The 23,047-nt window shown below is 68.4% G+C and carries 16 protein-coding genes and 1 pseudogene; 9 read left to right on the forward strand and 8 right to left on the reverse strand.

What is annotated here, in order from left to right:
• Nucleotides 1-7: 7 nt before the first annotated feature.
• Nucleotides 8-5,578 (reverse strand): excinuclease ABC subunit UvrA, encoded by a 5,571-nt coding sequence (uvrA, locus tag METUNV2_RS0116500; protein WP_018230579.1) that lies wholly within the window; start codon nucleotides 5,576-5,578, stop codon nucleotides 8-10.
• Nucleotides 5,579-5,706: 128 nt separating this feature from the next.
• Nucleotides 5,707-6,366, reverse strand: coding sequence for a S1 family peptidase (locus METUNV2_RS0116505; RefSeq protein ID WP_018230580.1), 660 nt, complete (start codon nucleotides 6,364-6,366; stop codon nucleotides 5,707-5,709).
• 115 nt (nucleotides 6,367-6,481) lie between these two features.
• Between METUNV2_RS0116505 and METUNV2_RS0116510 the strand changes: the two genes are divergently transcribed.
• Nucleotides 6,482-7,744: a dicarboxylate/amino acid:cation symporter gene (locus METUNV2_RS0116510; RefSeq protein WP_018230581.1), complete on the forward strand. Its 1,263-nt coding sequence runs from the start codon at nucleotides 6,482-6,484 to the stop codon at nucleotides 7,742-7,744.
• A 140-nt stretch (nucleotides 7,745-7,884) separates the two neighbouring features.
• Here METUNV2_RS0116510 and mltA read toward each other — a convergent pair whose 3' ends face one another.
• Nucleotides 7,885-9,222 (reverse strand): murein transglycosylase A, encoded by a 1,338-nt coding sequence (mltA, locus tag METUNV2_RS0116515; RefSeq protein WP_018230582.1) that lies wholly within the window; start codon nucleotides 9,220-9,222, stop codon nucleotides 7,885-7,887.
• A gap of 96 nt (nucleotides 9,223-9,318) precedes the next feature.
• On the opposite strand from mltA, the gene METUNV2_RS20250 reads away from it, so the two are divergent.
• The 8 genes from METUNV2_RS20250 to METUNV2_RS0116555 all read left to right on the forward strand — a co-directional run bounded on the left by METUNV2_RS20250 (nucleotide 9,319) and on the right by METUNV2_RS0116555 (nucleotide 17,407).
• A complete protein-coding gene (locus METUNV2_RS20250; protein ID WP_018230583.1) occupies nucleotides 9,319-9,450 on the forward strand; it encodes a hypothetical protein in 132 nt (43 codons plus the stop codon).
• A complete protein-coding gene (locus METUNV2_RS0116525; protein ID WP_018230584.1) occupies nucleotides 9,437-10,330 on the forward strand; it encodes an ATP-binding protein in 894 nt (297 codons plus the stop codon). Before METUNV2_RS20250 ends, METUNV2_RS0116525 begins: the two co-directional genes overlap by 14 nt.
• Nucleotides 10,327-11,277 carry a Nudix family hydrolase gene (locus METUNV2_RS0116530; RefSeq protein ID WP_018230585.1) on the forward strand — a complete coding sequence of 317 codons (951 nt, stop codon included), beginning with the start codon at nucleotides 10,327-10,329 and terminating at the stop codon, nucleotides 11,275-11,277. Before METUNV2_RS0116525 ends, METUNV2_RS0116530 begins: the two co-directional genes overlap by 4 nt.
• 2 nt (nucleotides 11,278-11,279) lie before the next feature.
• Entirely contained in the window at nucleotides 11,280-12,161 is an 882-nt protein-coding gene (locus METUNV2_RS0116535; RefSeq protein WP_018230586.1) for a TraB/GumN family protein, read from the forward strand.
• A gap of 95 nt (nucleotides 12,162-12,256) precedes the next feature.
• Complete coding sequence (locus METUNV2_RS0116540) at nucleotides 12,257-14,293, forward strand: methyl-accepting chemotaxis protein (protein WP_018230587.1); 2,037 nt, start codon at nucleotides 12,257-12,259, stop codon at nucleotides 14,291-14,293.
• 142 nt (nucleotides 14,294-14,435) lie between these two features.
• Nucleotides 14,436-15,281, forward strand: a complete 846-nt coding sequence (locus METUNV2_RS0116545; protein WP_018230588.1) for a 23S rRNA (adenine(2030)-N(6))-methyltransferase RlmJ — start codon at nucleotides 14,436-14,438, stop codon at nucleotides 15,279-15,281.
• 43 nt (nucleotides 15,282-15,324) lie between these two features.
• Nucleotides 15,325-15,765, forward strand: coding sequence for a DUF2721 domain-containing protein (locus METUNV2_RS0116550; RefSeq protein WP_018230589.1), 441 nt, complete (start codon nucleotides 15,325-15,327; stop codon nucleotides 15,763-15,765).
• 175 nt (nucleotides 15,766-15,940) lie between these two features.
• The gene (locus METUNV2_RS0116555) at nucleotides 15,941-17,407 is read left to right on the forward strand and encodes an alkaline phosphatase PhoX (RefSeq protein WP_018230590.1); all 1,467 of its coding nucleotides are present in this window, start codon (nucleotides 15,941-15,943) and stop codon (nucleotides 17,405-17,407) included.
• A gap of 49 nt (nucleotides 17,408-17,456) precedes the next feature.
• On the opposite strand, the gene METUNV2_RS0116560 is transcribed toward METUNV2_RS0116555, so the two are convergent.
• From METUNV2_RS0116560 to METUNV2_RS20380, 5 genes and pseudogenes are all read right to left on the reverse strand, one after another.
• Nucleotides 17,457-19,445 carry a hybrid sensor histidine kinase/response regulator gene (locus METUNV2_RS0116560; RefSeq protein ID WP_018230591.1) on the reverse strand — a complete coding sequence of 663 codons (1,989 nt, stop codon included), beginning with the start codon at nucleotides 19,443-19,445 and terminating at the stop codon, nucleotides 17,457-17,459.
• A gap of 61 nt (nucleotides 19,446-19,506) precedes the next feature.
• Nucleotides 19,507-21,543 carry an ATP-dependent DNA helicase RecG gene (gene recG, locus METUNV2_RS0116565; protein WP_018230592.1) on the reverse strand — a complete coding sequence of 679 codons (2,037 nt, stop codon included), beginning with the start codon at nucleotides 21,541-21,543 and terminating at the stop codon, nucleotides 19,507-19,509.
• A gap of 37 nt (nucleotides 21,544-21,580) precedes the next feature.
• Nucleotides 21,581-21,961 (reverse strand): RidA family protein, encoded by a 381-nt coding sequence (locus METUNV2_RS0116570; protein WP_018230593.1) that lies wholly within the window; start codon nucleotides 21,959-21,961, stop codon nucleotides 21,581-21,583.
• A gap of 127 nt (nucleotides 21,962-22,088) precedes the next feature.
• A complete protein-coding gene (locus METUNV2_RS20375) occupies nucleotides 22,089-22,523 on the reverse strand; it encodes a CZB domain-containing protein (protein ID WP_420038391.1) in 435 nt (144 codons plus the stop codon).
• A gap of 27 nt (nucleotides 22,524-22,550) precedes the next feature.
• Nucleotides 22,551-22,823, reverse strand: a pseudogene (locus METUNV2_RS20380) (methyl-accepting chemotaxis protein); the annotation flags it as partial.
• Nucleotides 22,824-23,047 lie beyond the last annotated feature (224 nt).

A 23,047-nucleotide genomic window follows, 5' to 3' on the forward strand; every position in this document is an offset into this window, starting at 1 on the left:
ACCCGTCTCAGGCGCGCGCGTCGCGCGCCTGCCTGAAGCGCGCCAGTTCGCGCGCGGTATGCGACACCGCCGCCTGCGCCAGCAGGTCGGCCGGTGCGCCGGCAGCCACCACACGGCCGCCGCCCTCCCCGCCTTCCGGACCGAGGTCGACGATCCAGTCGGCTTCCGCCATCAGGTCGAGGTCGTGCTCGATCACCACCACCGAATGACCGGCATCCACCAGCCGGTGCAGCACGCCGATCAGCTTGGCGATATCGGCCATGTGCAGTCCGGTGGTCGGCTCGTCCAGTACGTAGAGCGTGTGCGGATTGCCACGGCCGCGCCGGGCGTTCGCCGGGTCGTTCGCGTCGGCCGGTGATTTGGCCAGTTCGGTCACCAGCTTCATGCGCTGCGCCTCGCCGCCGGAAAGCGTCGGGCTGTGCTGGCCCAGCGTCAGATAGCCCAGCCCGACCTCCTGCATCAGCTTCAGCGTGTCGGCCAGCTTGCGGTGGGCGGCGAAGAACTCCACCGCCTCGTCCACGCTCATTGCCAGCACGTCGGCAATGCTCTTGCCCCGCCAGATGACCGCCCGCGTTTCCGAGTTGAAACGCGCGCCGTTGCAGGCTTCGCACAGCACCCGCACGTCCGGCAGGAAGGACATTTCGATCTGGCGCAGGCCCTGCCCCTCGCACACCGGGCAGCGGCCGGGGCCGGTGTTGAACGAGAAGCGCGCAGCGGTGAAACCGCGTTCGCGCGCGTCCTGGGTGTCGGCGTACAGCTTGCGGATCTGGTCCCAGAAGCCGATGTAGGTGGCCGGGCAGGAACGCGGCGTCTTGCCGATCGGCGTCTGATCCACTTCGAGCACCCGGCCGAGCGCACCCCAGCCTTCGATGTCGGTGCAGCCGGTCAGCACGGCCTTCGGATCGTTCAGCCGCGCCGCCACCCCATCGCGCAGCACGTCGCGCGCAAGTGACGACTTGCCGGAGCCGGACACGCCGGTCATCACGACCAGCCGGCCGAGCGGCACCCGCACGTCCATGCCTTTCAGGTTGTGCAGCGTGGCGCCGCGCACGAGCAGCGAAGGCGTGTCATCGCTGACCGGCCGGCGCGCCTTGAAACTGTGGTCCAGCGGACGGGCCAGGAAACGGCCGGTGATGGACTCCGCGTTCTTCGCCAGATCGCTGGCATGACCTTCGGCGATCACCTCGCCGCCGAGCCGGCCGGCGCCCGGGCCGAGGTCGATCACGTGGTCTGCGCGCAGGATGGTGTCTTCGTCGTGCTCGACCACCAGCAGCGTGTTGCCCTTGTCGCGCAGCTTCACCAACGTGTCGAGCAGCACCTGGTTGTCGCGCGGGTGCAGGCCGATGGTGGGTTCGTCCAGCACGTAACACACGCCGCGCAGGTTCGAGCCGAGCTGGGCGGCGAGCCGGATGCGCTGCGCCTCGCCGCCGGACAGCGTCGGTGCGGCGCGGTCCAGCGACAGATAGCCGAGGCCGACTTCGCTCAGGAAATGCAGCCGGCTGTTCAGTTCCGCGATCACGTCGCGCGCGATTTCGCCTTCGCGGCCTTCAAGCGACCAGCCGGCAATCGCCGTCTGCAGCGACGACACCGGCTGCGCGCTCAGCTGCGCGATGGACTGGCCGAACAGCTTCACGTTGCGCGCGACCGGGTTCAGCCGCTCACCGTCGCAGGCCGGGCATTCTTCCGGCTCCCCTTCCTGCCACTCGTTCCAGGTCGCTTCTTCGCCGGTCTGTTCCGCGTCGAAACCCTGCAGTTTGAGGCCGGTGCCCATGCACTTCGAACACCAGCCATGTTTCGAATTGAACGAGAACAGGCGCGGGTCGAGTTCGGCGAAACCGGTGCCGCAGCTCGGGCAGGCGCGCTGGGTCGAGTACACCTCGACCGTCGGCACCGGCGCGTCCGGCTGGCCCAGGCGGTCCAGCGGCGACATCAGGTGCAGCACGCCCTTGCCGTGTTCGAGGGCCTGGCGCACCGCGTCGCGCAGCGTGCGTTCGTCGCGTTCGTTCACGACGAAATCGCGGATCGGCAGTTCTATCGTGTGTTCCTTGAAGCGGTCCAGCCGCGGCCACGGCGAGGTCGGCAGGAATTCGCCATCGACCCGCAGATGGGTGTGGCCGTGTGACTTCGCCCAGCGCGCCAGTTCGGTGTAATAGCCCTTGCGGTTGATCACCAGCGGCGCCAGCAGGCCGATGTGCTGGCCGCGCCGCTCGCGCAGGATGCGCGCCACCATCGCGTCCTCGCTCTGCGGCGCGATCGCGCAGCCGCAGTCCGGGCAGTGCTGCACGCCCAGCTTCACGTACATCAGGCGCAGGAAATGGTAGATCTCGGTCTGCGTCGCCACCGTGCTCTTGCGCCCGCCGCGGCTGGTGCGCTGGGCGATCGCCACCGCCGGCGGAATGCCGAACACGCCATCGACGTCAGGCTTGCTCTCCGGCTGCACGAACTGGCGGGCGTAGGCGTTCAGCGATTCGAGGTAGCGGCGCTGGCCCTCGCCGAACACGATGTCGAACGCCAGCGTGGACTTGCCGGAGCCGGACACGCCGGTCACCACGGTGAAGCGCTCGCGCGGAATGTCGACCTCGATGTTCTTCAGATTGTGCTCGCGCGCGCGGTGCACCACGATGCTGTGCGCGGCGCGGGCGCGCAAGGCACTGTGTGCCGCGTCCTGCTGTTCGACCGGCGCCGCCTCATGCGTGGCCAGCGTGAAGGTGTCGGCCAGCCGGTACTCGGCCAGCGCCCGCCCGGTGTGCGACGCCGCGCAACCGACGATCTGCGCCGGCGTGCCTTCGAACACGCGCTGGCCGCCGTCCTCGCCCGCTTCCGGGCCGAGGTCGATCAGCCAGTCGGCGGCGGAAATCACGTCGAGGTTGTGCTCGATCACCAGCACCGTGTGGCCGGCGTCGAGCAGCTTGGCGAAGGCGCCGAGCAGGCGCGCGATGTCGTCGAAGTGCAGGCCGGTGGTCGGCTCGTCCAGCAGGAAGAGTTTGCCACCCTGAGTGCCGCCCTCCGTAGAACCTTTCTTCGCGCCCTTGGCGCCCTTCACGTTTGCCGCCTCGGCGAGGAAGCCGGCCAGCTTCAGCCGCTGCGCCTCGCCGCCAGACAGCGTGGGCACAGGCTGGCCCAGCGTCACGTAGTCCAGGCCGACGTCGATCAGCGCCTGCAGGCCGTTTACCGCTGCGTCGACGTGGCGCTTCAGCGTGCGCTCGTGTGTCGCCAGTTCGCCCAGCCAGTCCCGCGCATCGCGCACCGTCATCGCCAGCACGTCGGAAATGCTGCGGCCGTCGAGCCGGATCTCCCTCACCTCGGCGCGGTAGCGGCTGCCGTCACAGTCCGGGCAGCGCAGATACACGTCGGACAGGAACTGCATTTCGACGTGTTCGAAACCGGTACCGCCGCAGGTCGGGCAGCGGCCCTTGCCGGCGTTGAACGAGAAGGTGCCGGCGGTGTAGCCGCGCTGTTTCGCCTCGGCCTGCAGCGCGAACAGTTCGCGCACCGGGTCGAAGGCGCCGACATGGGTGACCGGGTTGGAACGCGCGCTCTTGCCGATCGGCGACTGGTCCACCATCACCACGTCGGCGATGTGTTCCAGCCCTTCGAGCGCATCGTGCTCGCCGGCCGCTTCGGTCGGCCGGCCGTAGTGCTTCAGCAGCGCCGGGTGCAGCACGTCCTGAATCAGCGTGGACTTGCCGGAGCCGGACACGCCGGTCACCGCGACCAGCCGGCCGAGCGGGACCGCGATGTCGACATTCTTCAGGTTATGCGCGCGTGCGCCGCGCAGCAGCAGGCGCGGCGTGGCGGCATCGACCGGGCGGCGACTGCCGAGCGCGGCGTCCACCTTGCGGCGGCCGGCGAGATAGTCAGCGGTCAGCGTGTCGGCACCGGCCATGGCCGCCGGTGCGCCGTCGAACACGATGTGGCCGCCGCGCGTGCCGGCGCCGGGACCGATGTCGAGCAGGCGGTCGGCGTGGCGCATGATCTGCGGGTCGTGCTCGACCACCACCAGCGTGTTGCCGGCGTCCTTCAGCCGCTGCATCACGCCGATCACCCGCTCCATGTCGCGCGGGTGCAGGCCGATCGACGGCTCGTCCAGCACGAACAGCGTGTTCACCAGCGAGGTGCCGAGTGCCGTCGTGAGGTTGATGCGCTGCACCTCGCCACCGGACAGCGTGCGCGACTGGCGGTCGAGGTTCAGATAGCCCAGGCCGACCGTGCACAGATAGCCGAGCCGGGTACGGATTTCCGCCATCAGCTCTTCGGTGGCCGAATCCAGCGGCGGCGGCAGGTCGAGCGCGTCCATCATCGCGCGCAGCTTCACCACCGGCCAGCGCATCAGGTCGTGTATCGACTGCCCCTCGATCTTCCACAGCGCGGCGTCGGGTTTGAGCCGGCTGCCGCCGCAGGCCGGGCACTCGGTATAGGCTCGGTAGCGCGACAGCAGCACGCGGATGTGCATCTTGTAGGCCTTGGTTTCCAGCCACTCGAAGAAGTGACGCACGCCGTACCAGGTACCGGGCCAGGACTTCTGCCAGCTCTTCCACTTCGGGTCGCCTTCGAGCACCCACTGCCGGTGCTCCGCCGACAGCTCGTTGAACGGCACGTCCAGCGGCACGCCGTACTTCGGTGCCAGCTTTTCCAGATCGGTCTGGCACTCGTTGTAGGACTCTGTCTGCCACGGCTTCACCGCGCCGCCGCGCAGCGTCTTGCGGCCGTCCGGAATGACCAGGCCGAAGTCGATGCCGATCACGCGACCGAAGCCGCGACAGGTTTCGCAGGCGCCGATCGGTGAATTGAACGAGAAGGTGGCCGGCATGGCCGGGCTGTAGGCGATGTCGCAGTCGGCGCAGTGCAGCGTGTTCGAGAACGCCCAGCGCTCACCGCCCTCGCTGTCGAGCAATTGCACGTGCATGCGGCCGTGCCCCAGCTTCAGCGCCGCCTCGACCGCCTCGGCGATGCGCGATTCGCCGGCGTTGCCGGCGCGGAAGCGGTCCTGCACCACCTGCAGCACATTGCCGTCGCGCGCGTGGATGCGGGTGTAACCCTGACGCTCCAGCCAGCCCTGCACTTCGGCGTCGGTGAAGTTGTCGGGCACGGTGACCGGCGCGGTCACCGCCAGTCGCGGGTCACCCGCTGCGGCGGCGCGCTCGGCGATCCGGTGCGCGATGCGGTCGGCGGTGTCGGCCTGCACCGGCTTGCCGCAGCAGCGGCAGTGCAGCGTGGCCACCCGCGCGAACAGCAGCTTCAGGTGGTCGTTCAGTTCGGTCATCGTGCCGACCGTCGAGCGCGAGGTGCGCACCTGATTGGTCTGGTCGATGGCGATCGCCGGCGGCACGCCTTCGATGCGGTCCACCTGCGGCGCGTCCATGCGGTCGAGGAACTGCCGCGCGTAGGGCGAGAAGGTTTCGACGTAGCGGCGCTGGCCTTCGGCGTACAGCGTGTCGAACACCAGCGAGGACTTGCCGGAGCCGGACACGCCGGTCACCACGGTGAGCTTGCCGAGCGGGAAATCGACGTCGAGGTTCTTCAGATTGTTCTGCCGCACGCCGCGCAGGCGGATGGCGGCTTCGGGCGCGGCGGCCACGGGACGATAGCTTTTGCGGGACACGATGGACGGAGCTGGGTGAATTGACCGCTAGCGTAGCAGCGGTGGCGCAGGACCGAGGGAGCGACGCCCCCGTCGCGATTGCGGCGGCAAAGAGGTCAGGGAGGTCAGGGCGCCGGCCGCAGAAAGCCCGGCATGTCGGCCGGCGCCGCCTTCCAGAACGGCACGGTGCGGGCCGGGTCGATGTCCGCCTCCAGCCACTCGATCGGTATCGCGTAGCGTTCCTCACCGGCCGTCTTCGCGACGAAGGCGAGAATGCCCACCAGTTCGCCGGCCACGTTGAACAGGCCGCCGCCGCTGTCGCCGATGGCGAACGGCACGCTCACCTGCATCACCGGTGCGCCATCCATCGTGAAGGTCTTGTCGAGTGCGCCGACCAGCAGGCGCACATCGACGCCGTAAGCGCCGTTGAAACCGAGCAGCCGGTCACCCGGCTTCAGGTCGCCAGCGCGGGCGATCTTCGCCGCCGGTGCCGCGAGACCGGGCACCGACAGCACGCACAGGTCGCGCCAGTCGTCGCGGCGCACCACGCTGGCCGGCTTCGCAACGTACTGGTAACTGGCTTTCAGCGATTTCGCGCCGGTGATGACGTGGCAGGCAGTGGCCACCCGCTCGCCCGGCAGCACGACGCCGCTGCCGATGGAAATCGAGCCATCCGGCTGTTCCGCCTGCACCCGCACCGTGGTCTGTATGGCGGTGGCGATGTTCATCGCCTGCGCACTGCAGGCGGCGCTGGCGATCAGCAGGGCGGCAACGGTTGTTCTCATGGTGGGCTCCGGTCGGCGGGGGAGGATGCGCGCTGCGACTCCGACTGCGCGGCACGGGCTTGGTTTCATCCGGCGCACCGGTGGTAAGGTCGGCAAAAAACGCGGAGAACGATGCATGCGGCTGTCCGGCAATTCACAGATTCTGATCGGAGCGCTCGCCGGCCTGGTGCTGGGGATGTTTCTGGGCGCACAGCCGGCGGACGCCGGACTGCGGGTGCAGGGCCTCTATCTCGCCGGGCTGATCGGCAGCGTGTTCATCGCGCTGCTCAAGATGGTGCTGGTGCCGCTGGTGTTCTCGTCCATCGTGGTCGGCGTGGCCCAGCTCAGGCAGCACGGCAGCATCCGCCGCGTCTGGGTGACCACGCTGCTGTTCTATCTGCTCACGGTCACCATCGCTGTGCTGCTCGGGCTGGGCGCCGCCCATCTGTTCGACCCGGCCGCCGGCCTGCATCTGGACATGTTCGCCGACGCGCTGGCCGGCTTCCAGGCGAAGCAGCTGCCCTTTCCCGAATTCGTCCAGCAGTTCCTGACCGGGCTGTTCAGGAATCCGTTTTCCGCGCTGGCCAATGGCGACATCGTGGCGCTGGTGGTGTTCGCGCTCATTCTGGGCATCGCACTGGTGCAGGCTGGCGAGCGCTATCCGGTGATCAGCCGCGGCATGGAAGAAATGCAGGACCTGTCGCTGCGCATCGTCGGCGCCATCATGCGGCTGGCGCCCTGGGGCATTGCCGCGCTGCTGGCGAAACTGATCGCCACCCAGGACATGGCGCTGCTCGAAACCATGGCCCGCTTCATTGCGGTGGTGCTGGGGACCACGCTGTTCCACGGCGTGGTGGTGCTGCCCGGCCTGCTGTGGCTGATCACGAAGGTGAGCCCGCTGACGCTGTGGCGCGGCGGGCGCGAATCCTTCATCACCGCGCTGGCCACCAGCTCCAGCTCGGCAACCATGCCGATCACCATGCGCGTAACGCAGCAGAATTTCGGCGTACGCCCCGCCACGGTCGGCTTCGTGGTGCCGGTCGGCACGACGATGAACATGGACGGCACCGCGCTGTACGAAGCGGCCGCGGCGCTGTTCATTGCCAGCCTGGCCGGCATCGAACTGAGCCTGGGCCAGCAGGTGGTGGTGTGCGTCATGTCCATGCTGGCCGCGGTCGGTGCGCCGGGCATTCCAAGCGCCGGCATGGTGACCATGGTCATGGTGCTGCAGTCGGTCGGCCTGCCGGCCGAAGCGATCGCCATCCTGCTGCCGATAGACCGCATCCTCGATTCGCTGCGCACCGTGGTGAATGTGGAAGGCGACATCGTCGGCAGCATCGTGGTCGACCACCTCACGCTGCGCGCCGAAGCGCAGGACCCGGCGCGGGCGGCCGGCTGAGCCGGCGGATATCCGGAACGCACGGGGCGCCGTGACCGCGACCTCCGCAAGACCCGCCCTCGAGGGCACGGATTTTCGCCACGAAACCGGCAGGGCGCCGGTCTGAACGCCCCTCTCACCGAGAGCGCGGCAGCAGGCGCTCAGTTGCCCGGCGTCACGCCGTTCGGCAGCAGCACCCACATGCGGCCCTGCTGTTTCATCCGGCCAGCCTGGGCTCCGGCTTCCGGGCCGAAGCCCCAGAAGAAGTCGGCGCGCACGCCACCCTTGATCGCACCACCGGTGTCCTGCGCCATCATGAGCCGGCGCAGCGGCTGGCTGCTGTTGGGCCGGGTGGTGCTGAGCCACACCGGCGCGCCCAGCGGTACCGCGCGCGGGTCCACCGCGACCACACGGCCGCCGGCGATCGGTACGCCGAGCGCGCCGAGCGGGCCTTCAGGCAGGCCGGGCGCCTGTTTGCCGATCGGCAGTTCGCGGAAGAACACATAGCTCGGATTGGCGGCCATCATCGCCGCCACCCGCGACGGGTTGGCACGCGCCCAGTCGCGTATGCCCTGCATCGACGCCTGTTCCAGCTTAAGTTCGCCCTGATCCACCAGCCAGCGGCCGATGGAGGCGTACGGATGACCGTTCTGGTCGGCGTAGCCCACGCGCACCCGGCTGCCGTCCGGCAGTTCGACCTGACCCGAGCCCTGCACCTGCAGGAAGAACACGTCCAGCGCGTCGGCCGCCCAGAACAGCGCCTTGCGGTCCAGCTCCGCGGCGCGCGCGTCCAGTTCGGCACGGCTCCAGTAGGGCACCACCTTGCGCCCTTCCAGCCGGCCGCGCAGCCGCATGTTCTTCAGGTCCGGATTGACCGCCGACAGGTCGATCACCAGCAGGTCGTCCGGCACCGCGTGGATGGCGTGCCGGTAGGCGCCGCCCCGGCTGCGGCTGGCTTTCAGCAGCGGCTCGTAATAGCCGGTGATCAGCCCCTGATCGCTGCCGTCGCCGTTGAGCAGCTGCCACGGACGGAAGAAGGCTTCGTAGAAAGCGCGCACCGCGCCGCGGTCGTTCGGGTCCAGCATGACCAGCGCCGCGCACGGCTCGCTCCAGCCCGGCTTGTTGGCCACCGCGCTGCAGGACGCGCGCAGCGCCGGCAGCGATTCGCGCAGGTCGTCGTCCTGCCAGCCTTCGAGCGCCGACCAGTCCGCCGGCTGCAACCTCGGTGGCAGCGGCTTGGTTTCGGGCGCCGGCACGGTCGGACAGACCGGGCAGGCGGCACAGGCGGGCGCGGCCGGACACGCCGGACAGGCGGCCGCGGCCGGTGCCGGCGTCTGCAGCGGCGGACACACGACCGGCGCGGGCACGCTCACGGCCGGCGCCAATTCGGGCTTCGGTGCAGGTCTGGACGGGGCCTGCGGCGTGCCGGCGCAGGCCGCCAGCAGCAGAGTGACCGTCATCAGTACGCCGGCGGTGCGCAGGCGGATTTGCTGGAACATCGGGATTTAATTAGATTGATGCGCCCGCGGCGCCGAGTGCGCCATGATAACGAGCACCGCGCCCAAGGGCCGGTGCGATGATGAAAGCTCCGTTCCATGTGGTTATTCCTGCTCGAGGCCGGCACCGCGCTGGCGCTCTTCCTGTTCATCCTCTGGTGGACCCTGCCAAAGAAGGACAAGGCCCGCATCGACCCGACCGAAAGGAAGGACGACGATGGCCAGCGCTGACGGTTTCGAGGGCCTGATCGCCCGCGCGCACGCGCTGTTCGACCGGCTGGAGCACATTCTGCCGCCGCCGCCGGTTGCGCCGGACTGGAAGGCGATCGCCTTCCGCTGGCGCCGCGTCAATGGCCGCGGCCGGCTGGAAACGGTGGCCCATCCGCACCGGCTGCGTCTGGCCGACCTGCGCGACATCGACGTACAGAAGGCGCGCATCAAGGCCAACACGAAGCAGTTCGTCGAAGGCAAGCCGGCCAACAACGTACTGCTGACCGGCGCGCGCGGCACCGGCAAGAGCTCGCTGGTGAAGGCGCTGCTGAACGAGTACGCGAAGAAGGGCCTGCGGCTGATCGAGGTCGACCGCGACGACCTGACCGACCTGCCAGACATCACCGACCTGATCGCGAACCGGCCCGAGCGCTTCATCATCTACTGCGACGACCTGTCCTTCGAATCGGGCGAACCCGGTTACAAGGCGCTGAAAAGCATTCTCGACGGCTCGGTATCGGCGGTGCTGGACAACGTGCTCATCTACGCCACCTCCAACCGTCGCCACCTGATGCCCGAGTACTTCTCGGAAAACCGCGAGGCCCGGCATGTCGACGGCGAAGTGCACCCGGGCGAGGCGATCGAGGAAAAGGTGTCGCTGTCCGAGCGTTTCGGCCTGTGGCTCTCTTTCTACCCCTTCGATCAGGACGCCTACCTGAACATCGTGAACCACTGGCTCAAGAGCTTCGGGCTGGACGCCGACCAGATCGCCGCCGCGCGCAGCGCCGCACTGCTGTGGTCGATCGAGCGCGGCGCCCGCAGCGGCCGCGTGGCCTGGCAGTTCGCCCGCGACTGGGCCGGCCAGCACGCGGTGTCCGCGCCTGCCCGGGGCGCTCGATGAGCGAACGCAAGCAGGTGGCGGTGGCCGCCGCGGTCATCTTCCGCGACGCGCCGCAGGGGCGAGAGTTCCTGCTCGGCCAGCGCGCGCCCGGCACCTTCTACCCGGGCTACTGGGAATTCCCGGGTGGCAAGGTCGAGAAGGGCGAAGCGCCGATGGATGCGCTGAAGCGCGAACTGGACGAGGAACTGGGCATCCGCGTCGAGCACTGCACGCCCTGGATCACGCTGTCGCACGAGTACGAACACGCGCATGTGCGGCTGCACTTCTTCCGCGTCGAGCGCTGGAACGGCCGGGTGCATGACCATGTGCACAGCGCACTGGCCTGGCAGACCGCCGACGCGCTCACCGTGTCGCCCATGCTGCCGGCCAACGGCCCGGTCATGAAATCGCTGCGCCTGCCAGCGCGGATGGCGGTCACCCACGCCTTCCAGATCGGTGCCGCCGCCCAGCTCGATGCGCTGCGCCAGGCCTGCCGCCGCGACCGGCTCATGCTGCAGATCCGCGAACCGGTGCTGGACGCCGCCACGCTCGATTTCGCACGCGAGGCGATAGGCATCGCCCGCGATCACGGCTGCCCGGCAGTGCTGAACGGCCCGGTGGCGGTGGCGCAGGCACTGGGTGCCGACGGCGTGCACCTGAAGGCCGCCCAGCTGGCCGAGCTGGCGGCACGCCCTGACTTCGAATGGGTGGGCGCCTCCTGCCACACGGCTTCAGAACTGGCACAGGCCGCACGGCTGGGGCTGGATTACGCGGTGGCCGGATCGGTGCTGCCCACCGCGACCCACCCGGGCGGCGACACGCTGGGCTGGGACGGTTTCGCCGCGCTGGTCGCCGGCAGCCCGCTGCCGGTGTTCGCCATCGGCGGTCTGGACGACAGCCATCTGGCGCAGGCCCAGACCTGCGGCGCGCACGGCATTGCCGCGATACGCGGCGCCTGGGTGCTCTAGTCATGACCGGCCGGCGCGCCTTCCTGCTGCAGGCTGCGGCACTGACCGCCGCCCCTGCATTCGCGCGCGCCGCGCCCGCCGCCTTCGAGCGCGGCCTGCTGTGGCGGGTGAGCATCGAAGGCGTGGCGCCCGGCTTTCTTTACGGCACGCTGCACAGTGGCGACCCGCGAGTGCTGGCGCGGGTCGAGGCGCTGCGCGGGCCGATCGCAGGCGCTCGCCTGTTCATGCCGGAGCTGGTGACCGACGCCGAGGCGGTCAGCATCTATATGGCGGCCAGTGTCTATGGCAGCGACGACCTGCCGCGCCGGGTGGGCAAGGCGAAATGGCCACGCATCGAACAGGCGCTGGCCCTGCACGGCGTGGATGCGCGGGTGGCGCCGCGATTGCGCCCCTGGGCGGCGCTGATCACGCTGCTGCAGCCGGTCAGTGCGCAGCAGCCGTCACTGGACGAGGCGCTGATCGATGTCGCACGCGCCCGGCGCGTGCCGGTGCAGGCAATCGAACAGGTGCAGGAACAGATAGACGCGATCGCACTGCTGCCGGAAGACACCCAGATCGCGCTGCTGATCGACGCCTCACGCAGACACGACCTGATACAGGCCGGCATCGAGCCGATGACCCGTGCCTGGCTGGCCGGCGACATCGGAGAACTGGCGCGCATCAACACCCGGCTCATGTCGGTGGAGCCGTCGCTGAAGCTGCACGGCCAGCGCTTCCTGCAGGCGCTGCTGGGCGCGCGTAACGCGCGCTTCGAACAGCGTCTGCTGCCGGAACTGCGCCAGGGCGGCGTGTTCGCGGCCTTCGGCGCCGCGCATCTGACCGGGGCGGACGGCATGCTGTCACGCCTGTCGGCACAGGGATTCACCGTGGAGAGGGCGGACTGACTCCAGTTTCGTGACTTCCTGCCGTAGTTCATGCACGAAGTCGCGCCTCACCGGTGCGCACACCACCTGTTTGGAAACCTGACCGGAGCCCCGTCATGTTCGCATTCAACCGCCTGTCGGTCGTGAGCCAGCTGTCCAGCTCGATCGGCCTGCTCTGCCTCACCGTCTTCACCGGCCTGATTGCCGTCGTTTCGATTTCCAGCAATCGCACGGCAATCGACCAGACCCGTGCCCATCTTGGCGATCAGGCCGACGCCACCACCAAGCTGCTGGACCTGAGCTACGACGGCGCGATGACGAATGCCGAAAAGGGCATGGCGGCGTTCAAGCGCGCACTCGGTGGCGAGGTGACGGTCAGCGACGATACGGTGGCAATGGGCAACCACCCCGCGGTACGCGTGGCCCGCGTCGGCGCGGTTGCACTCAATGGCGACGAGAACCGGATGAAGCACATCCGCGACCTGACCGGTGCCGATCCGGCGGTGATGGTGCGGGTGGGTGACGAATTCGTCCGCGTGGCCACGCTGCTGAAGGACAAGGACGGCAAGTCGCAGGCCGGGGTTGCCATCAAGGCCGGGCCGGAAACCGAGGCCCTGCTGAAGGGCGACAGCTATCGCGGCGTGGTCGAGCGCAACGGCCGCTTCTTCATTTCTTCGCTGGAACCGATCAAGGACAGCACCGGCCGCGTGGCCGGGGCGCTGTCAGCGCGGGTGGACGTGCAGTCGGTGATCGACCAGCTGTTCGCTTCGCTGAAAACCATCAAGGTCGGCGAAACCGGCTACATCCACGTGATCAAGCCGGGCAACGACGCCGACAGTACGCAGATGCTCTACCACCCGAAACACGCGGGCAAGGCAATGAAGGACATCGGCAATCCGGAGCTCACCCGGGTGATCGCCGAACAGATCAAGCAGCAGGAAGGCGACCACATCTACGATTGGCCGACTGCCGACGGTTCGATGTCACCCAAGATCGCCGCCTTCCGCAAGTCCGACAAATGGGGCTGGATCGTGTCCTCCGGCGCCCACGTCGATGAATTCACCCGCGACACCACCCACCTGCGCAATCTGCTGATCGGCTTCTGCGTCGCCGCCGGCCTGCTGTTCGCAGGCATGACCTGGTGGCTGGCCCGCAGCCGGCTGTCACGCCTGCGTGACGTGTCGGCCGCAATGACCCGCCTCGGCAACGGCGACTTCAGCCAGCGCCTGCCGGTGATCAGCGGCGAAAGCCACAACGAGCTGGACCTGATTTCGCTGCAGATGAACGAAGCCACCCGCAAGACCGCCAGCCTCATCACCGCCACCGCCGACGCGGCACGCGCGGTGGGCGACGCCGCGCGCAGCCTGCGAGCAGGTTCGTCCGAAGTGGTCAGCGGTTCGACCGAACAGAGCAGCGCAGCCGCCGGCCTGGCCGCCGCAATCGAGCAGCTCTCAGTCAGCATCACCCATGTCGCCGACAGCGCCGGCGTGGCTGACGGCATCACGCGTGAAGCGCGCACCGCGGCCAGCGACGGCGAACGCAAACTGGCCAGCATGGTGGACGGCATGCAGCGCATCGCCGCCGAAATCAGCGACGCCTCGACCGCGGTCAGCGATCTGGCCGGACGCACCCGCGAAATTTCCAACGTCGGCCGCATCATCCAGGAGATCGCCGAACAGACCAATCTGCTGGCGCTCAATGCCGCCATCGAAGCCGCCCGCGCCGGCGAGTCCGGCCGCGGTTTCGCGGTGGTGGCCGACGAAGTGCGCAAGCTGGCTGAACGCACCGCTGCCTCCACTCAGGAAATCGCCAGCATGGTGAGCAGCGTGCAGGCCGACGCCGACAAGGTGGTCCGCCGCATCAGCGAAGTCAGCGGCCAGGTCGATCTTGGCGTGAATCTGGCGAGCGAAGCAGGCGAAGTGCTGCGCGTGATCAGCGATCACAGCGAGCGCACCGCCGATGCGATGAAGGAAATCGCCGCCGCCACCCGCGAACAGAGCAGCGCCAGCCAGTCGGTGGCGCAGGGTGTGGAACGCATCGCCGGCATGGCGGAGCAGAATGCCGACATCACCCGCCGTGCCGACGGCCAGACCCACGGTCTGGAAGTGCTGGCCGGGGAACTGCAGGACAACGTCGGCCGCTTCGTGGTCTGAGGCGCCGGCAGCGCCCCCGGAAGCCACACGCCGCCCCTCCCGGTCAGGCGCCCTTCCGTTTTTCGCTCCTCGGCTCGTGCGGTGGCCGGGCGAGACCGCGGCTGCGGCGTATACTCCGCAGTCACGCTCATCTGCCCGCCCCATGCTCAGCTACCGCCACGCCTTCCACGCCGGCAATCCGGCCGACGTGCTCAAGCACTTCGTGCTGACCGAATTGCTCCAGCACCTGAACCAGAAGGACAAACCCTACTGGTACATCGACACCCACGCCGGTGCCGGTGGCTATGCGCTGGACAGCGGCTACGCCGCGAAAAATGCCGAATACGCGGAAGGCATCGGCCGTCTGTGGTCGGCGCGCGATCTGCCGGCCGCGCTCGGCACCTATGTCGACATCGTGCGCGCCTTCAACGAGGGCGATGCGCTGCGCGCCTATCCGGGCTCGCCCATGGTGGCGCGCGCACTGCTGCGCGAACACGACCGGATGAAGCTGTTCGAACTGCACACCACCGACAACAGGCTGCTGAACGAAGCTTTCGCCGGCGCCGGCCGCAGCGTGAAGATCGAGAAGCATGACGGCTTCTCCAGCCTGAAGTCCATGCTGCCGCCGCCCACCCGGCGCGCGCTGGTGCTGATCGACCCGCCGTACGAAATCCGCGAAGACTACCGCTACACCTTTGAAACGCTGCGCGAGGCGGTGGTGCGCTTCCCGACCGGCACCTACTGCGTGTGGTATCCGCAACTGCAGAAGATGGATTCGCGCGACCTGCCGGCCAAGCTCAAGCGCATGAAGGTGGACAGCTGGCTGCACGTGGCGCTCACCACCCGCACGCCGCCCGCCGACGGCTTCGGCATGTACGGCAGCGGCCTGTTCATCGTCAATCCGCCATGGACGCTGCCGGCCACGCTGAAGTCGGTCATGCCCTGGCTGGTGAAGACGCTGGGGCAGGACGCCGGCGCCAAGTTCGAGCTGGAATCGCAGATTCCCTGATTCCCGACCCCTCCTTGCCGGGCACCCCGCCGGAGCGCAGGCCATGCTGCTGCAGACCACGATAGACACCATTACCCACGCCATCGGTCTGGCGGTGGCGCCGGTGTTCCTTCTTACCGCGCTGTCCACGCTGATCGGCACGCTGAACAACCGGCTCGGCCGCATCATCGACCGCCGCCGGGTGGTGCTGGCGCGCGGCAGCCAGCCCTGCGAGGACGCGACGCTGAGCAACGCGACCGAACTGGATCTGCTGGCGCAGCGCGCGCGGCTCATCTACCTCGCCATCCTGTTCTCGGTGGCCGCCGCGCTGCTGGTCTGTCTGGTGGTGGCCTGCGCCTTCTTCGGCGTGCTGTTCACCGTGGTGCTGGCCGATCTGCTGGCGGTGCTGTTCGTGCTCGCGATGCTGGCGCTGATCACGTCGCTGAGCCTGTTCCTGCGCGAAGTGTTCGTCGCGGTCTTCACCGCCACCCACGCCAATCGCTGAGATTGCTGAGCGTGCTCTCCCTTAGCATACGAACAAGTTGATTTTCTTTACAGCCAATAGTCCGAACGGACTATCGGCAAGCCTGTCCCGCGTCACCGCGACGGCACATGGACTCTCTAGATTGCGCTGACCCCTGCCCGATGAGGCGGGGTATCCATCCAACAGGGAGTCCACAATGCAAACCCGCAAGCTCGCCATAGCCGCCGCCATTGGTCTGATGGGCGTTTCCGCCCAGCAGGCATTCGCTGCGGACCTCACCTACTTCGACAACTTCACGCCGCTGAGCGCCTCGGCCGGTGCCACTGCGACGCCGGCCACGCCGATCACGCTGTCGTCGCCCTTCTTCTCGCAGAAGACCATTGCCGACCGCGCAACCCAGAACCTGGCATCGCCGGGCTCGAACTCGGGCAGCTGGGACATGATCACCGCGAACGAATCCGGCCCGGACGCCGGCCGTTACCTGTTCATGCCCTTCGAGACCGGTTCGGGCGGCGTGCAGCGTATCGACCTGTGGAACAGCAACTACGCCACCCGCACCGTCACCATCGTGGCGCCGGGCAGCCAGGGCTTCGTGTCGGGCGACGCCTCGCGCTGGACGCCGTGGGGCAGCTACCTGACCGCCGAGGAATCCTGGGGCACCGGCAGCAGCAAGGGCCGCCTGTTCGAAATCACCAACTCGACCACCGCCGGCGCCAACGGCGGCACCTTCGTCCAGCGCAACGTGATTCCGCGCGTATCGCACGAAGGTCTGGCGTTCGACAGCAACAAGAACTTCTACTTCATCGACGAACTGAACGGCGGCTCGGTCTACAAGTACGTGTCGGCCAACCCGAACGCCGCCAGCGGTGACGACTACTTCAGCAAGGGCCAGACCTTCGTGCTGAAGGTCGGTGCGGGCGGCCAGTTCGAAGGCAACAACGGCCCGGCGATCACCGGTGCCTCGACCTGGGAAGCGATCACCACTGCCACCGGCACCGCCAATGCGGCGACCTGGAGCGCCATGGTGAATCTGGGCGGCGGCAACTTCGCGCTGGACGGCCGTGCCGCGGCCGATCTGGTGGGTGGCACCGGCTACAACCGTCCGGAAGACCTGGAAATCCAGACCCGTGCCGACGGCTCGCAGGTGCTGTATTTCGCCACCACCGATTCGGACATCAACGGCAATACCGGCGACGGTCGCAGCCGCGTCTACACGCTGGACGTGAACACCGGTGCGGTGCGCCTGTTCGCCGACGCGTCCACCATCGACCTGGCGACCGGTCTGGCGGTGGGCGGCGGCTTCCGCAACGCCGACAACCTGGCGATCGACGCCAACGGCAACATCTACATCATCGAAGACCGTGACGGCGCGGTTGACGACGACATCTGGTTCGCACGCGACCTGAACAAGGACGGCGACCTGCTGGATGCCGGCGAAGGCCTGGCACGCTGGGCCACCAACGGCACGCCGGGTTCGGAATTCACCGGCCTGTACTTCGACAAGTTCAACCCGAACGTGGCCTACGTGAACATCCAGCATCCGGCGGACGGCGTGGATCGCACCATCCAGCTGACCGCCGTGCCGGAACCGGAAAGCTACGCGATGTTCCTGGCTGGCCTCGGCCTGATGGGCATGATCGCCCGCCGCCGCAGCCGCGTCTGATCCCGGGCGTCGCCGCAGCATGAAAAACGGGGGCCGAGGCCCCCGTTTTTCATTCCGAAGAATCGTCCGTGTCCGGCTGGCCGGTCGCCAGTGCGGCGATCTTCTCTCGCAGCACGCGCGGCAGCAGCGGCTTGGTCAGGAAATCGTTCATGCCGGCATCGAGGCAGGCGGTGCGGTCCTCTTCCTGCGCATTGGCGGTCATCGCGAAGATGGGCACCGGCAGACGGCCCAGCTCCTGTTCCATCTGCCGGATCAGGCGCGCCGCCTCGACGCCGCCCATGACCGGCATCTGCATGTCCATCAGCACCAGATCGAAACCGCCTTCGGCAACCTTCTCGATCGCCTCGATGCCGTTGTGCACCACGCACACCCGGTGGCCGGCACGCTCCAGCACCACGGTGGCCACCTTCTGGTTCACCGGATGGTCTTCCACCAGCAGCACCGACAGTCCCTTGCCGGCGCCGGTCTCGCCCGCCTGCCCTTCTGCCGGCAGAGCCGGACCGGCATCGGCGCGCAACAGCGGCAGATCCACGCGAAACGTGCTGCCGCAGTCCGGCGCACTGTCGAGCGAAATGCCGCCCCCCATCAGGCCGGTCAGCCGGCTGGCGATGGACAGGCCGAGTCCGGTGCCACCGTAGCCGCGGGTGGTCGAACTGTCCTGCTGGGCGAAAGCTTCGAACACATGCGCCTGCTTGTCGGCCGGAATGCCGATGCCTGTATCGATCACCGACAGCAGAAGCCGCTCGCCGCCCGCCGCATCCGCCCGCTCGACCCGCAGCGTCACACCGCCCTCGTGCGTGAACTTGATCGCGTTACTCACCAGATTCAGCAGCACCTGACGCAGCCTCAGCGGATCGCCGGTCAGCCGCGGCGGCACGCCGGGGGCCACCTGCAGTTCCAGCGCCAGCGACTTGCGGGCCGCCGGCGCGGCCAGCGTGCGCACGACCTGCGACAGCTGTTCGCCCAGATCGAAGGACACGGCTTCGACCTCGACCTTGCCGGCTTCTATCTTCGAAAAATCCAGAATGTCGTTGATGATGACCAGCAGCGACTCGGCGGAGCTGCGCGCGGTTGCCACGCACTCGCGCCGCTCGGCTTCGTCGGCAGCGTCCAGCGCCAGATCCAGCATGCCCAGCACGCCATTCATCGGCGTGCGGATTTCGTGGCTCATATTGGCCAGGAATTCGCTCTTGGCACGGCTGGCCGCTTCGGCCGCATCGCGCGCGCGGCGCAGCGCCTCCTTGGCTTCACGGCTGGCGGTCACATCGACCGCGACACCGGCCACCTCGTCCGGATGACCGCGCACGCCGCCGAGAATGCGCAGCACGCGATGGCTGCCATCCGTCAGATTCACCCGCACGTCCTGTTCCAGCCGCGTGTCTTCCCGCGCAGCGCGGTCGAGCGCCTGGGCGAAGGCATCCGCCTCGGCCGGCAGCAGCCGGTGCAGCCAGCCCTCCAGCCCGCCACCGCACTGCGCCGGTGCCAGGCCATGCAGCCGGCACATCTGGTCGTCCCAGGTGAGCGCGCCGCTGACACGGTTCCACGCCCAGATGCCGATGGAGGCCGCCGACGTGGCCAGTTCGAGCCGGTGCTTCTGACGCTCCAGCTCCTCTTCGTTGACGCAGGCACGACAGGCGATCGCCAGCTTGCGGGCCAGCGTGCGGAAATTGTCCAGAAAGCCCGGATCCAGGGGCTCACCGCTGCGCTCGATCAGCAGCAGGCCATAGTCCGGCAGGTCGATCAGATGATGGGTCAGTGCCGGGTCGCCCAGCATGCGCCAGCCCTCGCCGGCCAGCCCTGCGGCGTCCGGCCAGCCAGCCTGCAAGGCCTCGAAGGCCGCGTCCGGCTCCAGCCGATCAGGCACCGCGCAGATGCACTGCAGGCGCTCGCCGCTGCGCGCATAGACGGCGCAGCGGCGGGCGTCCAGCAGTCGCTGCATTTCGGACAGTACGCGCCGGGTCATCTGTTCCAGATGCGCATCCTCGCCGATGACCAGCGCGATGCGGAACAGGATGTCGGTTTCTATTGCGGCTTTCATGCGAGCGGAGGCCGCAAGCCTCCAGGTGTTCAATGCCAGTTTCGGATAACGGCCAGGGTACTCAGGCCTTGAGCAGATCCTCTCGGCCGGCCAGCCAGCGATCGAGATGACGGTCAGCCGCCTCGACATGGTCGCGCAGCAGCGTGTCGGCCGCCTCGCGCGCGAGCTCGACCAGCGCCTCATCGATCACCAGATCGGCGAAACGCAGCAGTGGCTGACCGGACTGGCGGCTGCCGATGAATTCACCGGGGCCGCGCAGCTTCAGGTCTTCGGCCGCGATCATGAAGCCGTCGGTGTAGGCGTGGATGACGCGCAGCCGTTCGCGCGCGGTCTGCGACAGCGGGCCTTCGTACAGCAGCACGCAGGCCGATTCGCGGCTGCCGCGGCCGACCCGGCCGCGCAGCTGATGCAGCTGCGAAAGGCCGAAACGTTCTGCGTGTTCGATCACCATCAGGCTGGCGTTCGGTACATCGACACCGACCTCGATCACCGTGGTGGCAACCAGCAGATGGGTGTCGCCGGCCACGAAACCGGCCATCACCGCCGCCTTCTCGTCCGGTTTCATGCGGCCATGCACCAGCCCGACTTTCAGTTCCGGGCAGGCGATCACCAGCTGTTCGTAAGTGTCGAGCGCAGTCTGCAGCTGCAGCGTTTCCGATTCCTCGATCAGCGGACACACCCAGTAGGCCTGGGCACCGGTTTCACAGGCGTGGCGCACGCGTTCGATCACCTGTTCGCGGCGCGCCGCGGCGATGAGCTTGGTGAGCACCGGCGTGCGACCGGGCGGCAGCTCGTCGATCACCGACACGTCGAGATCGGCGTAGAAGCTCATGGCCAGCGTGCGCGGAATCGGCGTGGCGCTCATCATGAGCTGATGCGGACTCACGTCGCCCGCCTTGGCGCGCAGCGCCAGCCGCTGGCGCACGCCGAAGCGGTGCTGCTCGTCCACCACCGCGACGCCGAGGCGGGCGAAATCGACCGCGTCCTCGATCAGCGCATGCGTGCCGACCGCGATCGGCGCCGCGCCGCTGGCGATGGCTTCCTTCATCGCCCGTTTCTCGCGCACCTTCAGGCTGCCGGACAGCCAGGCCACCTGCACGCCCAGCGGCGCCAGCCAGTCGGCCAGCTTGCGGAAGTGCTGTTCGGCGAGGATTTCGGTCGGCGCCATGAAGGCGGCCTGATAGCCGGCCTCGACCGCGCGCAGACAGGCGAGCGCGGCCACCACCGTCTTGCCGGAGCCGACGTCGCCCTGCAGCAGACGCTGCATCGGAAAAGGTTGCGACAGGTCGGCGGCGATCTCGGCCCAGGCGCGCGCCTGGGCGCCGGTCAGCGCAAAAGGCAGTTGCTGCAGGAAGCGGTCGATCAGCGAACCGTCGGTAGCCACCGGCTGCGGCAGCACCGGCGCGTCGCGGTTGCGGCGCGCGGCGTGCGCGCGCTTCAGGCTCAGTTGCTGTGCCAGCAGCTCGTCGAACTTGATGCGGCGCCAGGCCGGCGCCAGCCGCTCGTCGAGATCGCGCAGCGATTCACCCGGCCGCGGCCGGTGCAGCGCCTGCACCGCGGCACCGAAAGGCACCAGCGCGTAATGCCGGCGCAGCGTCTCGGGCAGGCTGTCCGCGAGGTCGGTACGTTCGAGCGCGTCGTCGATGGCGCGACGCAGGCTGGCCTGCGACAGGCCGGCGGTGGCCGGATAGACCGGCGTGAGCCGGTCCGGCAGCGCAGTGTCCTCACCGACCGTGCGCACCCGCGGGTGCAGCATTTCGGCGCCGAAGAAACCGGGATTGATGTCGCCGAACAGGCGCACCCGTTTGCCGGGCGCGAGCTGTTTCTGCTGCGACGGATAGAAGTTGAAGAAGCGCAGCGTGACCGTGCCGCTGTCGTCGCCGGCGGTCACCACCAGCTGGCGGCGCGGCCGGAACTTCACTTCAGCCTGCGTCACCTCGACCTCGACCTGCACCGGCTGGCCGGCGCGCGCCAGCGCCACCGGCGTGATGCGCGTCTCGTCCTCGTAGCGCAGCGGGAAATGCAGGACGAGCGCGGCGTCGGAGCCGAGCCCCATCCTGTCCAGCGCGTCGGCAAGTGCCTCGCTGCGTGTGCTCATCCGGTGCAGAAGGCCGGGCGGAGCCGGCCGTCGCTCATCAGTCGATCACCAGCACCGCATCGACCTCGACCAGGGCACCGCGCGGCAGCGCCGCCACACCGACCGCGGCGCGCGCCGGGAAGGGCTGGCTGAAGTAGCGGGTCATCGCCTCGTTCACCTTGGTGAAATTGCCGAGATCGGTCAGGAACACATTCACCTTGACCGCGTTGTCCAGCGTGGCGCCGGCGGCGACGGCCACCGCCTTCAGGTTGTCGAACACGCGGGTGATCTGCGCGTCGATGCCGTCGGCCATGGTCATGGTGGCCGGATCCAGGCCGATCTGGCCGGACATGTAGACGGTGTTGCCCACCTTCACCGCCTGCGAGTAGGTGCCGATGGCGGCCGGTGCGTCGGGGGTCGAAACGATGATGCGCGACATGAGAAGTCTCCGGAGTTGTGTGCGGGAATGCTGCGCGGCCTGCCCGAACGGAATCGGGCAGGCCGGACGACGCCGGATTATCGCGGATTCGCCGCCTGCAGGGGTGGCCGGACGGCCACCGCCGGACTCAGTCCGCGTGCAGGGCGGGAGCGGCGTGCTCGGCCGCGTCGCTCATGCGGTCCAGTTCGCCGATCACGTCCAGGCTGAGCGACTCCATGCGGGCGATGGCCGCCAGCGCGTCGTCGAAACGGCCGGCTTCGGCATGCCTGAGGGCTTCGACGCCCACCTTGTGAAAGGCCTCGTGCGGCGCCTCCAGTTCGCGGAAGCCCGGCAGATGGCTGTGGCAGCGGCGGCCTTCGCCCTCGTAGTACCACTTGCCCAGCCGGCAGCCGGAATGGCTGGCGAAGCTGTCCACGGTACGTCCGGTGTGACCGGACACGGTCTGGTAGATGTCCATCTTGTAAGCCAGGTGATCCACCTTGGCCAGTTCGGCGAAGGTGCGCAGCGACGTGGCCTGCATATGCCGGCCATTGGCCTGCGCCTGGCTGCTCAGCGCTTCCATGCGGGCGCTTGTGTCCAGACCTTCGCCGGAATAGGTGGCGGCGTCGGCGGCATTCGCCTGCATGCGCTCGGTGGCCCGGCTGGTGTCGTCCTGGATGCCGCTGACCAGGGTGGCGATCTCGGCGGTGGCTGCACCGGTACGCTCGGCCAGCTTGCGCACCTCATCGGCCACGACGGCAAAGCCGCGGCCCTGTTCGCCGGCCCGCGCCGCTTCGATCGCCGCGTTCAGCGCCAGCAGATTGGTCTGGTCGGCGATTTCCCGGATCAGCCGCACGATGCCGCCGATGCGCTCGGCCCGCTCGCGCAGCGTGTTCACGCTGGACGCGGTTTCGGTCAGACGGCTGGCATAGCCGCTCAGGCTTTCCGCCACCGTACGGCTGCCGCCGGCGGTCAGCGCACACTGTCCGGCGGTGTCCGCCGCGCGGCCGGACTCGCTGCTGACGATGTCGGCCAGTGCCGCGAGCGTGGTGCGGAAACGCTGGAAAGAGCCCGCGTAAGCGGTCAGATTGGCCAGCAGACCATTGT

This window comes from Methyloversatilis universalis EHg5 (genome assembly GCF_000378945.1).
Classification (GTDB): Bacteria; Pseudomonadota; Gammaproteobacteria; order Burkholderiales; family Rhodocyclaceae; genus Methyloversatilis; species Methyloversatilis universalis_A.